14 protein-coding genes are annotated in these 13,830 nt (G+C 72.1%); 8 read left to right on the forward strand and 6 right to left on the reverse strand.

The genetic code is table 11. The features are described from left to right. The first annotated feature begins 33 nt into the window (after window positions 1-33). From BLA60_RS08315 to BLA60_RS08340, 6 genes are all read left to right on the forward strand, one after another. Complete coding sequence (locus BLA60_RS08315; RefSeq protein ID WP_075132212.1) at window positions 34-408, forward strand: hypothetical protein; 375 nt, start codon at window positions 34-36, stop codon at window positions 406-408. Then, the gene (locus BLA60_RS08320; protein ID WP_075132213.1) at window positions 405-872 is read left to right on the forward strand and encodes a hypothetical protein; all 468 of its coding nucleotides are present in this window, start codon (window positions 405-407) and stop codon (window positions 870-872) included. The genes BLA60_RS08315 and BLA60_RS08320 overlap by 4 nt, the downstream gene beginning before the upstream one ends. Before the next feature lie 49 nt (window positions 873-921). Then, on the forward strand, window positions 922-5,367 hold the full coding sequence (locus BLA60_RS08325; protein WP_075132214.1) for an nSTAND1 domain-containing NTPase: 4,446 nt from the start codon (window positions 922-924) through the stop codon (window positions 5,365-5,367). Between the two features lie 53 nt (window positions 5,368-5,420). Beyond that, the gene (locus BLA60_RS08330) at window positions 5,421-5,789 is read left to right on the forward strand and encodes a hypothetical protein (RefSeq protein ID WP_075132215.1); all 369 of its coding nucleotides are present in this window, start codon (window positions 5,421-5,423) and stop codon (window positions 5,787-5,789) included. A gap of 35 nt (window positions 5,790-5,824) precedes the next feature. Then, window positions 5,825-6,634, forward strand: coding sequence for a hypothetical protein (locus BLA60_RS08335; protein ID WP_245811886.1), 810 nt, complete (start codon window positions 5,825-5,827; stop codon window positions 6,632-6,634). 188 nt (window positions 6,635-6,822) lie between these two features. Further along, window positions 6,823-7,083 carry a WhiB family transcriptional regulator gene (locus tag BLA60_RS08340; RefSeq protein WP_075132571.1) on the forward strand — a complete coding sequence of 87 codons (261 nt, stop codon included), beginning with the start codon at window positions 6,823-6,825 and terminating at the stop codon, window positions 7,081-7,083. A gap of 75 nt (window positions 7,084-7,158) precedes the next feature. Here the strand turns inward: BLA60_RS08340 and BLA60_RS08345 are convergent, their stop codons facing one another. The 4 genes from BLA60_RS08345 to BLA60_RS08360 form a co-directional block, all read right to left on the reverse strand. Next, window positions 7,159-8,241, reverse strand: a complete 1,083-nt coding sequence (locus BLA60_RS08345) for an ABC transporter permease (protein ID WP_075132216.1) — start codon at window positions 8,239-8,241, stop codon at window positions 7,159-7,161. Continuing rightward, complete coding sequence (locus tag BLA60_RS08350; protein ID WP_075132217.1) at window positions 8,241-9,122, reverse strand: ABC transporter ATP-binding protein; 882 nt, start codon at window positions 9,120-9,122, stop codon at window positions 8,241-8,243. The genes BLA60_RS08345 and BLA60_RS08350 overlap by 1 nt, the downstream gene beginning before the upstream one ends. Before the next feature lie 83 nt (window positions 9,123-9,205). Next, a complete protein-coding gene (locus tag BLA60_RS08355) occupies window positions 9,206-9,865 on the reverse strand; it encodes a response regulator (RefSeq protein ID WP_075132218.1) in 660 nt (219 codons plus the stop codon). Then, on the reverse strand, window positions 9,862-11,148 hold the full coding sequence (locus tag BLA60_RS08360; protein WP_075132219.1) for a sensor histidine kinase: 1,287 nt from the start codon (window positions 11,146-11,148) through the stop codon (window positions 9,862-9,864). Before BLA60_RS08360 ends, BLA60_RS08355 begins: the two co-directional genes overlap by 4 nt. A gap of 140 nt (window positions 11,149-11,288) precedes the next feature. Between BLA60_RS08360 and BLA60_RS08365 the strand changes: the two genes are divergently transcribed. Beyond that, complete coding sequence (locus BLA60_RS08365) at window positions 11,289-11,687, forward strand: STAS domain-containing protein (RefSeq protein WP_162292922.1); 399 nt, start codon at window positions 11,289-11,291, stop codon at window positions 11,685-11,687. On the opposite strand, the gene BLA60_RS08370 is transcribed toward BLA60_RS08365, so the two are convergent. Beyond that, the gene (locus tag BLA60_RS08370; protein WP_075132221.1) at window positions 11,684-11,953 is read right to left on the reverse strand and encodes a hypothetical protein; all 270 of its coding nucleotides are present in this window, start codon (window positions 11,951-11,953) and stop codon (window positions 11,684-11,686) included. The genes BLA60_RS08365 and BLA60_RS08370 overlap by 4 nt on opposite strands. A gap of 132 nt (window positions 11,954-12,085) precedes the next feature. Between BLA60_RS08370 and BLA60_RS08375 the strand changes: the two genes are divergently transcribed. Further along, window positions 12,086-12,760 (forward strand): GntR family transcriptional regulator, encoded by a 675-nt coding sequence (locus tag BLA60_RS08375; protein WP_075132222.1) that lies wholly within the window; start codon window positions 12,086-12,088, stop codon window positions 12,758-12,760. Window positions 12,761-12,798: 38 nt separating this feature from the next. Here BLA60_RS08375 and BLA60_RS08380 read toward each other — a convergent pair whose 3' ends face one another. Continuing rightward, complete coding sequence (locus BLA60_RS08380; RefSeq protein ID WP_211288648.1) at window positions 12,799-13,806, reverse strand: hypothetical protein; 1,008 nt, start codon at window positions 13,804-13,806, stop codon at window positions 12,799-12,801. Window positions 13,807-13,830: the final 24 nt, after the last annotated feature.

A 13,830-nucleotide genomic window follows, 5' to 3' on the forward strand; every position in this document is an offset into this window, starting at 1 on the left:
ACCACACCGAACCGGAGAAAGGGGAAAACACCCATGACCGAGCCGAAACCGCCCGGTGTGCGGCGCACCACGGTGACCGCGCTGGCCGTGGTCGTCGCCGCGCTGGCCGCCGCGGCGGGCCTGTTCGTCGCCCTGTTCCTGGTCCAGCGATCCGACATCGGCGAACTCGAGACCGAGATCGCCGGCACCGAACGCGCGCTGGCCGACGACCGCGCCGAGCTGACCGCCAGCGAATCCACCCTGGACGAGCTGGACCGCGAACGGGCCGAGCTGGACGCCATCATCGCCGACCTGCGGCCGTGCGCCGACGCCGCCCGGTCGGCCATCGACATCAGCGGCACCGCCGACCAGGACGAGTTCGACGCCGCGTTCGACCAGATGCTCACCCACTGCGGAGACCAACCATGACGCACTACCCCGGCCCCCAGCCCACCGTGCCGATGACCTATCCGCCGACGCCCGGCCCGCCGACGCCGCGACCCGCGATCGGTCACCCACCGTCGGCCTATCGGCCGCTGCCGCCACCGCCCCGGCGGGCCAGCCGGCGCACCGCGCTCGCACTGGGGGTGAGCGCGGTGGCCCTGCTGCTCATCGCCGGCCTGTTCACCGCGCTGTACGTGATGGCCAGCGGGGAACACGACGACACCGCCGCCACCCTCGCCGACCGGCGCGCCGAGCTGAGCGGGGTGACCGAGCAGCTCACCAACGCCGACCGCCTCGTCGACGCCGGCACCGGGCGCAACGCCGACCTGGACGACACCCGCACCGAACTGGCCGCCTGCGTCGAGGCGGTGCGCTCCCTGCTGTGGGACGACCTCGACGACGCCGGCCAGGACGCGGCGCTGGACGAGATGTTCGCCCTGTGCCAGTAGGGCTTTCGCTGCCCGTAGGCTGGGCGCGATCTTACTGGGGGAGGCCACCGTGAGCGGCGACGTCGCGCCCGAGCTGTTCGGGCCGTACCGGATCGAGGAGTTGCTCGGGCGCGGCGGAATGGGTGAGGTCCACCGCGCCTACGACACCGTGAACCGGCGCTACGTCGCCCTCAAACGCCTGCCGGGCGCGGCCGGTGAGGAGTTCCGGGCCCGGTTCCGCCGCGAGGCCCGGATCGCCGCCGAACTGTCCGCGCCGCACATCGTGCCGATCCACGCCCACGGCGAGATCGACGGGCAGCTCTACCTGGACATGCGGCTGGTCGACGGCCAGGACCTCAAGCGCCTGCTGGCCAACGGGCCGCTGGATCCGGTGCGCGCCAACGAGATCCTCGTCCAGGTGGCCAGCGCGCTGGACGCCGCGCACGCCAGGGACGTGCTGCACCGCGACGTCAAACCGGCCAACATCCTGCTCGACGCCGACGGCACCGCCTACCTCGCCGACTTCGGCATCGCCCGGTCGGTCGCACCGGACGTCACCAAGCTCACCCAGACCGGCGAACAGATCGGGACCCTGGACTACATGGCGCCCGAGCGCCTGATGCGCGACGACGTGGACGCCACGTCGGACGTGTACTCGCTGGCGTGCGTGCTGTTCCAGTGCCTCACCGGCCGGGTGCCCTTCCCCGCCCCGGACACCGTCGGCAAGCTCGCCGCCCAGCTCAACGACCCGCCGCCGTCGCCGTCGCTGTTCGACCGGCGCATCCCGCCGGCCATGGACCTGGTCGTGCGGACCGGGATGGACAAGGACCCCCGGCGCCGCTACCCCACCGCCGGTGAACTGATGGCCGCCGCGAGTGCGGTCACCGCCGAGGCACCGACGGCGGCGGTGATCGACCTGCCGGCCGGCGCCGACCCCGGCCAGACCTACTTCGTGCGGCTGCTGGCGACCATGGGCGGCCAGCTCACCGCCGACCCCCCGACCAAGGTCGTGCACGACCGGTGCCCCTACCCCGGTCTGCAGAGCTTCGGCACCACCGACAGCGACTGGTTCTTCGGCCGTGAACAGGCGGTGCGCGACCTGCTGGCCAGGCTGGCCAGGCAGCACGCCGACGCCGGGCCACTGCTGGTGGTCGGCGCGTCCGGCGCCGGCAAGTCCTCGCTGCTGCACGCCGGGCTGCTGGCCGCGCACACCAGGAACGACCCCGGCGCGCCCCGGCTGGCGATGACCCCCGGCGAACACCCGATCGGCACCCTCGCCGCCCGTCTCGCCGCGCTCACCCACACCGACCCCCAACAGCTGGCCTGGCAGCTCTTCGAGCACCCGGAGCGGTTGGGCGCGCTGTGCCGGGGCGCGACCGCCGCCTCGGACGCGCCGCTGGTGATCGCGGTCGACCAGGTCGAGGAGCTGTTCACCCAGACCACCGACCCGCGCGAGCGGGAGGCGTTCGTCGTCGCGCTGGCCAACGCGTGGCCGGCCAGGGTGGTGCTGGCCGTGCGCGCGGACTTCGTCGAGCACTGCATCACCCTCGACCCGCTCAAGCCGGCACTGGCCGCCCCGTACGTGCTGGGTCCGCTGACCGCCGACGAGCTGGCCCAGGTCGTCACCCGGCCGGCCGAGGCGGCCGGGCTGCTGGTCGAACCGGGCCTGGTCGACCGGCTGATCACCGACGTCGGCGCCGGGCGCGACCCCGGCGCGCTCCCCCGCCTGGCGCACGCGCTGCGCGAGACGTGGCACAACCGGTCGGGCAACGTGCTGACCCTGACCGGCTACCAGCGCACCGGTGGTGTCGACCGCGCGGTCGCGCTCACCGCCGACGGCGTCTACTCGCGGCTCACCGAGCACGACCGGTACGCGCTGCGGGCCGCCATGCTACGGATGGTGACGCTGCTCGACGGCGGCGGCATCGCCCGGCGGCAGGCCAGCCGCGCCGACATTCCCGCGCCGGTACTGGAAAGTCTGGTCAGCGCCCGGCTGGTGACCGTCGACCAGGACAGCGTGACGCTGTCCCACGACGCGCTGCTGACCGCCTGGCCCCGACTGGGCGAGTGGGTCGCCGAGGACCGGGCCGGCCTGCTGGTGCGCCAACAGCTCGACGAGGCCGCAGCCGGGTGGCGGGCCGGCGGGCACGACCGGGGCGACCTGTACCGGGGTGCTCGGCTGGTGGCCGCGCTGGACTGGGCGGCCGGCCGCGCCGACCTCACCCGCGACGAGACGGCGTTCCTGCACGCCAGCGACCGGGACCGGCGGCGGCGGACCAGGCGGCTGCGCGGGGTGGTCGCGGGCCTGGCGACCCTGCTGGTGCTGGCGCTGGTCGCCGGGTTCGTCGCGGTGCTCGCCTACGACGAGGCCACCCGCGAACGCAACGTGGCCCTGTCGCGCCAGCTGGCGGCCCAGTCGCTGGCGGTCGGCGACGTCGACCCGGTCGACGCCATGCGCAAGGCAGTCCAGGGGTGGCGCACCAGCCAGACCCCGGAGGCGCGCGGCGCGCTGCTGTCGGCGCGGATGCTCAGCTATCCCACCGAGTTCGACGCCGGGCTGACCGGCGTACGGGCCGCGGACATCAACCAGGACAGCTCGCTGATCGCGATCGGCAACGGTGACGGCGAGATCGTGCTGTGGGACGTCGAGGCCGGGCGGCGGCGCGAGGTCCAGCTGACCAACACCGGGGCGGTGGCCGCCGTGCGCTTCTCGCCGGACGGCACGCTGCTCGCGACCTCCAGCCTGGACTCGGAGAACCAGGACTCCGGCGTGTACGTGTGGGACGTGGCCACCGGCCAGCAGGTGAGCCGGCTGCACGACGTGTACCCGGCGATCGGCGCGGTGGCCTGGCGGCCCGACGGCGAGGCCGTCGCGGCGGTGACCATCCGCGAGGACGGCACCGCCTGGGTTCCCGAGTGGAACCCGAGGACCGGCAAGGTGATCCGCTGGGTGGCCAGCGACGCGCAGGTCACCTTCGCGCTGGCCTACGGCGTGGACGGCGACCGGCTGGCGGTGGGGCGGGCCGACGGCGGCGTCGAGCTGTGGGAACCGGCGACCGGCCGGCGGATCAGCAGCCACTTCGACCACCAGCGGACCTCCTCCAACGCGGAGATGACCCCGGTCCTGGTGGCGATGTCCAAGGACCTGCTGGCCACCGCGAGCTCCTCGGACAACATGATCCGGTTCTGGCATCCCCGGACCGGCGTGCTGCTGCGCCAGACCCCGGACGTCACCCGGCACGTCACCGATCCCGGCCAGGGCCCGTCGGCGATGACGTTCAACACCGACGGTTCCATGCTCTACACCAACAGCGACACCGCCACGATCAGCCTGTGGAACCCGATCAGCGGCGCCTACCTCGGTGGGCTGCCGCAGGGTCGGCGTTCGGGGACCGCCGGCGGCGGCACGGTGCTCGCGGTCGCCGCGTCCGGCGACGGGCGGACCAGGATGGCGGCCAACAGCGACGGCACCGTGCTGCGCTGGTTCACCAACGACGGCTGGCACATCGAGCCGAGTGGTTCGATCACCGGGCTGGCGTTCCACCCCGACGGCCGGCGGGTCACCGCCGGCGAGGCCGACGGCACGCTGTACACCTGGGACACCCGCACCAACGAACAGGTCGGCCGGCCGGAGAAGTCCGACAGCGCGATCTTCGGCGTGCTGTACACACCGGACGGTACGCGGATCGTCGGCTCGGAGAAGGCGACGTTCAGCGTGGTCCCGCCGGGGCTGGGGATCACGCCGGAGCGCTCGGTCAGCATCGAGGGCCGGATGTTCCGGGGCGCCATGGCCGTCTCCCCCGACGGCCGCTGGCTGGCCGCCGCGCACGAGGCCCTCCAGGACACCGAGTCCGGCGAGGACCACCGGATCACCGTGTGGGACGTGGCGACGCTGACCGAACGCGCGGAGCTGGTGCTGGGCGACCAGTGGCCGGTCCGGCTGCTGTTCTCCCCCGGAGGCGACCAGCTGCGGGCGCTCACCAACACCCCGCTCGCGCCGACGACCGGGGCCGGCATCGGCGAGGACGCCGCGTCGAGCATGGTCACCTGGAAGGTCCCGTCGTTCACCGACGACCAGCGACGCCCGCTCGGCGAGGACACCGTCACCGCCATGGTGTTCACCCCCGACGGCGCGTCGCTGATCACCGGCGGCACGGGCGGGACGATCGAGCTGCGGGATCCGGTCACCGGGGAACGGCGCGAGACCTTCGGCGAGCACCCGTCCGCGATCCGCGCGCTCGCCGTGTCCCCCGACGGCCGGACCGTCGCGTCGGTGACCACCGAGGACGCCTACGTACGACTGTGGAACCTGGCCGACCGCCAGCTGCTCGCGGTCCTCGACGGCCACGGCGCGTCGGTCAACCGGCTGGAGTTCTCCCCGGACGGCTCGCGGCTGGCCACCGGCTCGACCGACACCGACGTCGGCCTGTGGGTGGTCGACCCGGACGAGGCGGCCGACCAGATCTGCGCGGACCTGCGCGCGGCGCACACGCCCGGTCTCGACGGGGTCTGCTGAGCGCGGAAACTTCCCCCTGTCACGGCGCCGCCGGTTGCCTAACGTCCTGGAACGTGACTACCGCAACGACATCCCGCCCCCGGCTGACCGTCGGCCTGACCGTCCTGTTGGTACTGGTCACGCTGGCCAACCTGGTGGGGCTCGCGCTGATCGTGATGACCTGGGTCGACGAGGTCAGCCACGGCGCCGACCTCGGCGACGGCGAGCTGAACGCCGTCCTGGCCGCCCTGGTGCTCACCGCCGGGGCACTGGCCGGCATCGCCGGTGCGTGGCTGCGCCACAAGTGGGGGCCCCGGCTCTACCTCGCCGCCCAGCTGATCGGGTTCGTGGTGCTGCTGGCCAACGAGGCCGTCGGCCCGCTGAACCTGGTTCCGCTGGTGCTCGCCGGAGTGCTGTGCTGGATCGCGGAGAGTGCCTGGTGAGTACGCTGATGGCCGGTCTCGGGGTGAGGAGCGGCATGCTGGCTGTCATGGTGCGCGGGGGTGACCTGCACCCGGTTCGGCTCCAGTCCGGGGAGCGTCTGGTGTTCGGCCGGGACCCGCACGGTGCGGTCAGCTCCGGCCAGGGCCGGGTGGCGGTGCGGCTGCCGCACTGCGCGCGGCACGTCTCGGGGGTGCTGGCCGAGCTGGTGGTCGGCGAGGAGGCGGTGACACTGCGCTGGCTGGGCGGCAACGAGGGCCGGCTGTCCAGCCTGCTCGACGCCCCCGGCGGCGCCCGGCGGGTGACGCTGGTGCGGGAGATGTCGGCGATGCTCGACCACGGCAAGAACGAGCTGGTGGTGCTGGCCGGCAAGCAGGTCGGCATCGAGCTGTTCACCGACCTGCTGCTGACCTTCACCGTCACCACCACGACCGGTGAGGACGGCACGCTGCTGGCCGCCCGCCGCCGCGACACCGACCTCAAGCCGCACGTGCGGCGCGGCCTGCTGACCCGGCACTCCAAGGAGTGGTTCGTGGCGCTGGCGCTGGCCGAGCCGTGGCTGATCGGCGACGACGACTCGCCGTTCCCGCCGACCAACCGGCGTATCTTCGAGCGGGTGCTGGAGTGGCGCGGCGGGCACGCGTGGAACCTGGACCGGCCGCAGCGGGTGGACGACGCGATCCGCGCGGTGTCCCAGATCGCTTTCGGTGAGCTGGCCGACCCGTACGCCGAAGCCCGCACCGGCCGCATCCAGAACCCCCGGTTCGCCGTCGGGAAACGCATCGCGGAGTACCGGCTGGTCACCGCCGAGGACCTCGAAGAGGTGGAACGCGCCGCGCGCACGTGACGGCCGGAACAATTCCGGTGCGAACCCGCGTTGTACGGCGTACGGTTGATCGTGCGCGCGCTCCCCGGAGCACCGCACGGTCCCTTTCTGTACCGCGACCATCGCGGTACGCAACCACCTGAACGAGGCTCGCCAGGATCACGCTTGCGCGGGCTCACCCCCACGCCGTGATGGGAGGCGGCTTACCGATGGACTTCTATGACGACTGGCGGCACGACGCCGCCTGCCGGGACGAGGATCCCGAACTGTTCTTCCCGGTGTCCGAAATGGGCCCCGGCGCGCGCCAGACCGCCGAGGCGAAGGCCGTCTGCGCCCGCTGCCCGGTCCGCGCGCGGTGCCTGGACCACGCCGTGGACAACGGCCTGGACTTCGGCATCTTCGGCGGCGCGACCGAACGCGAGCGCCGCGACCTGCTGCGCCGCACGCGCGCCGGCCGCTCGGCCGCCTGACACACCGCCCGACACAACGAGAACGGTGGCGGGTGACCACCCCCTGGTCGGCCACCCGCCACCGCCTCTCCCCCCTCAGTCGACGCTGGCCCAGGCCTTGGACAGCGCGACCTTCCCCCCGGTCCGCAGCAGCGAGCCCTCGAACAACCGGCTCGCCAGCAGCACCACCGCCACCACCGTGGCGGCCAGAAGTCCCAGTGACACCAACGCCTCCCAGGCCTGGGCGTCCCCGGCGAACATCCGCACCGGCATCGCGATGGCCGAGGTGAAGGGCACATAGGACAGCACGGCCAGCACCGGTTCGTTGTCGAACAGGAACGACACCGCGAAGTACGGGCCCATCACCAGCAGCATCACCACGCCCATGGTCGAACCGAGGTCCTCCTGGCGGCTCACCAGCGATCCGGCGACCGCCCACATCGCGGCCAGCAGCACGAAACCGACGCACAGGAACGGCACGAACCAGCCCAGTGCCGGCGCGATCAGCGACAGCAGCGCCTGCTGGTCACCGAGCCGCAGCGCGATCGGCGCGGCGATCGCCAGCACCACGACCTGGCCGAGGGTCAGCAACGCGTGGCCGATGATCTTGCCGGCCAGCAGCGCGCGGACCGGGACCGTCGCCACCAGGATCTCCACGATCCTGGTCTGTTTCTCGGTGACCGTGCTCTGTGCGATCGCCGTGCCGCCAAGACCGAACAGCAGGAACATCAACGAGAACACCATCACCACGAGCCGCTGGACGTCCTGGCTGACCGCCGCCTGGTCGAGCAGGTCCACCGGCGGCGCGGTGTTCAGTTGGGCGACCACGTCGTTGGGCACGTCCTTGAGGGCGACCACCCGCACGCCGGTCACCGAGTCCCCGGTGGTGTCCGGCACCACCGCCGCCTCGACCTCCTCCGTGCGGACGAGGTCCTCGGCGGCGGTCAGGTCGGCCACCTCGCGCACGTCCAGGTCCGCGCCGGCGAGCACCTCGACCGCCCTCGGGCCGACCGCGGCCACCTTGTCCGGGTCGCCGCCGAACACCGACGGCAGGATCGTCGCGGCGAACATACCGGCGATCAGCACCCCGAGCCCGATCCAGAACCCCTTGGAACGTAAGAAGGTCTGGATCTCGCGCTCCGCGACCAGCCGGGTGGCGGAGCCGAACGAACCAGCCATCAGATGACCTCCTTGAAGATCTCGTCCAGGGTGGGGACAACGGGGGTGAAGGCGCGGACCGGGCCCCGGTCCAGCGCCGCGCGCAGCACCCGCTGCTCGACCTCGCGGTCGTCGGGCTCGAACACCGCGCGGGGACCGTCCAGGTCGGCGATGCGCACGCCCGGCTGGTCACGCAGCCAGCCGGCGTCACCGTCGACCACCAGCTCGTAGCGGGTCGTGCCGTACTTGGCGCGCAGCTCGTCGCGGGCGCCCTGGGCGGCGATCGAGCCGCCGGAGATGATCACCAGGTCGTCGCAGAGCCGTTCGACGACCGCGAGCTGGTGGCTGGAGAACAACACCGGCACGCCGCCCGCCGCCCGCTCACGCAGCACGCCCAGCACGGTGTCGACCGCGATCGGGTCCAGGCCGGAGAACGGCTCGTCGAGGATCAGCAGCTCCGGGTCGTGCACCAGCGCCGCCGCGACCTGCACCCGCTGCTGGTTGCCCAGCGACAGCGCCTCCAGCTTGTCCTCGCCCCGCTGCGCCAGGTCCAGCTGTTCGAGCAGCCGCGCGGTGTTGGCCTTCGCCTTCACCGTGTCCAGGCCGTGCAGCCGGCCGAGCCACGTGACCTGCTCGGCCACCTTCATCTTCGGGTACAGCCCGCGTTCCTCCGGCATGTAGCCGAACCGCTGGCGCACCTGCTGGTTCACCGGCTGGTCACGCCACCGAACCGTGCCGCCGTGGGCGGCGAGCACCCCCAGAACGATCCGCATCGTGGTCGTCTTGCCGGACCCGTTGGCTCCGAGGAACCCGGTCATGCGCCCGGACCGCACGTCGAAGGACACCTCGTCGAGCACCCGTTTGTCCCCGAAGCTCCGGCTGACCGCCGTTACCGTCAACATGGCGACCAGCCTAGGAAGCCGGCGCGGACCGCCGCGTCCGGCGCGCGACCCACCCCGGGGGTCCTCCGCGCGGAGGACCCGCGCTACGCCGAACCCGGCGCCACGACCCCGTTCTCGTAGGCGTACACCACGGCGTGGGTCCGGTCACGCAGGTCCAGTTTGGTCAGTACCCGGGAGACGTGGGTCTTGACCGTGGTCTCGCCGAGGAACAGCTCGGCGGCGATCTCGGCGTTGCTCGCGCCCCTGGCCAGCGCCACCAGCACCTCGTACTCGCGGTCGGTGAGCTGCGGCGGGCGGCTGCTGGTGCGCGGCCCGCGCGGTTCGCTGAACCGCGCGATGACCCGGCGGGTGACCTCCGGTGAGAGCAGCGCGTCGCCGCGCGCCACGATCCGCACCGACTCGACCAGGTCCTCCGGCGAGGCGTTCTTCAGCAGGAACCCGCTGGCCCCCGACCGCAGCGCCTCGAACAGGTAGTCCTCGCGGTCGAAGGTGGTCAGGATCACCACCCTGACCTCGGGGTGCTCACCGAGGATCCGCCGGGTCGCCTCCAGCCCGTCGACGCCCGGCATCTGCACGTCCATCAGCACCACGTCCGGGAGCAGCCGCACCGCCAGCTCCACCGCGGCGAGCCCGTCGCCGGCCTCGCCGACGACCTCGATGTCCCGCTCCGTCCCGAGGATGACCCGGAACCCGGCCCGAACCAGGTCCTGGTCGTCCGCCAGGACGACCCGCAGCGCGGTCACGACCCCACCTCCGCCGTCGCGGCGGCCGGGAAGCTCGCCCGCACCCGGTAACCCGAGCCCTGCCGGGGCCCGGTCTCCAGCTCGCCGCCGTGCACCGAGATCCGCTCCCGCATGCCGAGCAGCCCGAACCCGCCGGAGGACCGTCCGGTCTCGGCCGCGCCCCGCCCGTCGTCGGTGACCTCGACCTCCAGCGTGCTGTCGAGATAGCGCACCCGGACCTCGGCCCGGCGCGCGCGGGCGTGCTTCACCACGTTCGTCAACGCCTCCTGCACCACCCGGTAGGCCGAGAGCGCGACCCCGTCGGGCACCGGTCTCGGCTGTCCGTACACGCCGTGCTCCACCTCCAGCCCGGCCGAGCGGGCGGCCGTCACCAGGTCCGGCAGCTGGTCGAGTCCGGCCAGGTTCTCCCGGCCCGACTCGGTGTCCCCGGCGCGCAGCACGCCCAGCAGCCCGTGCAGCTCGCCGATGGCGGTGCGCGCGGTGTCCTCGACCGTGCGCAGCGCGCTGCTGGCCAGCTCGGGGTCCGAGGCCAGCACCCGCCGGGCCGCGCCGGCCTGCACCCCCATCACCGACACGTGGTGGGCGACGACGTCGTGCAGGTCACGGGCGATCCGCACCCGCTCGGCGACGATCGCGCCCCGGGTGTTCTCCTCCTGCGAGTGGCGCAGTTCCTCGGCGCGGCGTTCCAGCTCGGCCTGCCGCCTGGCCGACACCCAGGCCAGCTCACCGAAGAAGTAGGCGGACAGGAAGTACACGACGTTGAACGCGATGCCGTGCAGCACCGAGGCGAGGACCGGGTCCAGCGGCCCCATCGCGCCGGGCAGCGGTTCGGGGGACGGCTGGGACAGGAAGACCACCAGGCTCAGCCCCAGCCAGCCGAACATCACCGCGATCACGCCGATCCGTGACCAGCGGGCCACCGTGCGGTTGCGTTCCCACGCGCCGCTGGTGTAGATGGCGAGGAACAGCGCCACCGACGGCACCAGGTTGTCCCCGGTCTGCCGCAGCTGCACCACGATCAGCAACGCCCCGACCACCAACAGTACGACCAGTGGGTAGCTGCGCCGCACGACCAGCGGCGCGGTGATCGCCGCCGCCCACATCAGCTGTTCGGCCAGCGCCGGGCCCGTGCCCCAGACCTGCATGCCCATGCTGTTGACCAGGACGGTCATCAGCAGCCCGCCGGCCAGCACACCGAGCCCGCTGAAGACGTCCCCGCGTCGCTGGGCAGCCGTCGGCCGGGGTCGCTGCCACTGGCTCCAGCTCTCGGTCCCACTGTCCATGAGCCTGTCCCTGGGCCTGTCCATGGCCGAGAACGGTAGCCGAGGCGTTCACCGACCCGAAGCATCCTCGGCCGGTACTGCCGCGTCCTTGGCTACGACGGCGAGTAGCGTGGATGCCGAACGAGCCGAGGTGGGCTGTGATGTCCGAACGACCGGGTCACGACGACGTTCCCGGAAGGCCCCAGCAGCTCATGGTGCGGCGGATCCCCTACCGCGCCGACCTGCTCGTGGTGACCGTGGCCGGCGAGGTCGACCTGCGCACCGCCCCCGTGCTGGCCGAGGCGTTCGACTCCGACACGATCCCGGTCACCGTCGTGGACCTGACCCGGGTCACGTTCCTGTCCGCCGCCGGCCTCGGGGTACTGGTCGAACAGGCCGAACGCGCCCAGACCGAGCACCGCCACCTCGGCCTGGTGGCCCAGGACCGGGTCGCCATCCGCGTCCTGCGCTCCAGCGGCGTCGCCGCCGCCATCCCGACCTTCGACTCCCTGTCCGACGCGATGCGGGAGCTGGGCGCGCGGGCCTCCGACCAGCCCTAGGCACCGCGTGCCGTGCCGCTCCCGCCCCGGCACGGCGGCCGAACACCGACCCGGCGGTCAGCCAGGACCCAGCCGGGGTAGGTGAAGCAGAACAGTCCGACTCCCGTCTCGCCGCAGGCGCAGAGGCCCGGGATCGGCTCGCCGGTCTCGTCGACGACCTGGTGGGTGGAGTACTGCTCGCGGGCGGTTTCGCTCCGCCCGGAGACGACGGTGCGGGTTTCCAGGTCCCTTTCTCCGTGAGGTTGTTCGGCATGCCCGACGCCCACATTGCCGGTATACGTTTCTACACAGCGGGATCCGAACGCTCGTCACCCTGATGGGTGGAGTTGGTTCACCGGCTCTGGGCAGCGAGTATCCTGCTGCATACCTGTGTTCGCCCCTGGTAGACAAGGAACGACGTGGACAGAGCATCACCCGAGTTCTCCGACTCGGGGCCCGCGGCCCGGCCCCTACCGGATCCTTACGAGCAGCTCAAGGAAGCCATCTACGTCGGCGACCTGAAGCCGGGCCAGCACATGGTGGAAACCGCTCTCGCCCAGTCGTTCCAGGTCAGCCGCACGCCCATCCGCGAGGCGCTCACCCGCCTGGAGCAGGACGGGCTCGTGGTGCGCACCGGCACCGGCCTGACCGTGCGGGAACGCAGCCCCGGCGAGGTGCTCGACATCTGCGAGGTCCGCATCCTGCTGGAGGGCGCGGCCGGCCGCACCGCCGCCGAACGCCGCACCAACAACGACATCTTCGAGCTGCGCAAGGCGCACCGGCGCTACGTCGCCGCCAGCGAGAAGGACCAGCGGGCCAGGGTCGCGGCGAACCGTGCTTTCCACAAGGCGGTGTGGAACGCCGCGCACCAGCCGGCGCTCGCGGACCTGTTGCAGCGCATCGAACTCCAGCTCGGCCGGTTCCCGATCACCACGCTGTCCTACCCGGGCCGCTGGGAGCAGAGCCTCGAACAGCACGAGGCACTGGTCGCCGCCATCGAGGCCCGCGACGGCGACCAGGCGGCCACCATCGCCAGCCAGCACTTCGCCGACGCCCGCGACATCCGCCTCACCCTGTGGGAGAACGAGGTCTAGCTCCAAGGCCGGGTAGTCCATCCTGACACGCACGACCGTCAGGGTCGAGGCTCCTTCACCGGCCGGAGCCGACGGGCCACCAGCACGCCCAGGTGGATCAGCAGGGCGACCACGGCCAGCAGCAGGTACTCGATCGCCGGAATGCGCACCACCTCGTCCAGGTCACCGAAGCCGCGCCAGGAGTAGACCCCCACCACCGCCGCGACGAACCCGGCGAACAGCCACCACCGGGTCCGCGCACCCAGGCCGAGACCGTGCATCTGGGTCAGCACGAACACGCCGAGGAAGCCGAACAGGAACATCGGCCACATCCCGTCCGGGCCGGAGTTCATCACCGCCACCAGCGTGCCGTGCACCGCGACCAGCAGCTCCAGGCTCAGCGTCCACCAACGGTTCGTGTGCGCGGTGGTGAACACCAGACCGCTCTGCAGCAACAACAGGAACACGTAGAAGAAGCCGATCAGGTGGCCGCTGGTGCCCTCCATCGGGTGGTACCAGAAGGTGTAGATGACCGCCCAGCTGAACAGGTAGCCGTGGTAGCGGCGCAGGACGTCGGTGACCGTCGCCGGGATCGGCGCCCGCCGGCCGGCGAACAGGCCGCGCCGGCGGTTCTCCATCAGCAGCACCACCACGAGCAGCAGTACCACCGAGCCCTGCGAGCTGAAGATCGACACGTCCTGGGCGAGGCCGTCGTAGAACAGCTGGGTCTGCGCCAGGTGCAGCAGGACGAACCCCAGGTTCGCGGCCAGCGAGATCAGGTTGTACCGCTTGAGGCCGCCGGTATAGCGGCGGATCCGCGTCTGCGCGTAGTGGATCAGGCCCCAGGAGACGAGTTGGTGGGCGGCGTAGCCGAGCCAGGCCGACAGCCGCGTCCACACCGTGGGCTCGGGCAGCTTCCAGTAGTACCAGGACGCCCCCTGGTCCGGCAGCAGCACCACGTCACGTAAGGCCTGGCCCTGCCACCAGACCACCCCGGTCAGCACCACGACGGCGAACACACCCAGCACCAGCGCGCGGTCCGCGCGGAACGACCCATCCTTCAGCATGCTGAGCATTATGTCCGTTCTTCA

The sequence above is a fragment of the Actinophytocola xinjiangensis genome, from assembly GCF_001921215.1.
Lineage (GTDB): Bacteria > Actinomycetota > Actinomycetes > Mycobacteriales > Pseudonocardiaceae > Actinophytocola > Actinophytocola xinjiangensis.

Excerpts from the sequence above, each read along its gene's own strand:
- BLA60_RS08315 (WP_075132212.1), top strand. The coding sequence starts at position 34 with ATGACCGAGCCGAAACCGCCCGGTGTGCGGCGCACCACGGTGACCGCG.
- BLA60_RS08320 (WP_075132213.1), top strand. The coding sequence starts at position 405 with ATGACGCACTACCCCGGCCCCCAGCCCACCGTGCCGATGACCTATCCG.
- BLA60_RS08335 (WP_245811886.1), top strand. The coding sequence starts at position 5,825 with ATGCTGGCTGTCATGGTGCGCGGGGGTGACCTGCACCCGGTTCGGCTC.
- BLA60_RS08340 (WP_075132571.1), top strand. The coding sequence starts at position 6,823 with ATGGACTTCTATGACGACTGGCGGCACGACGCCGCCTGCCGGGACGAG.
- BLA60_RS08345 (WP_075132216.1), bottom strand. The coding sequence starts at position 8,241 with ATGGCTGGTTCGTTCGGCTCCGCCACCCGGCTGGTCGCGGAGCGCGAG.
- BLA60_RS08350 (WP_075132217.1), bottom strand. The coding sequence starts at position 9,122 with ATGTTGACGGTAACGGCGGTCAGCCGGAGCTTCGGGGACAAACGGGTG.
- BLA60_RS08360 (WP_075132219.1), bottom strand. The coding sequence starts at position 11,148 with ATGGACAGTGGGACCGAGAGCTGGAGCCAGTGGCAGCGACCCCGGCCG.
- BLA60_RS08365 (WP_162292922.1), top strand. The coding sequence starts at position 11,289 with ATGTCCGAACGACCGGGTCACGACGACGTTCCCGGAAGGCCCCAGCAG.
- BLA60_RS08380 (WP_211288648.1), bottom strand. The coding sequence starts at position 13,806 with ATGCTGAAGGATGGGTCGTTCCGCGCGGACCGCGCGCTGGTGCTGGGT.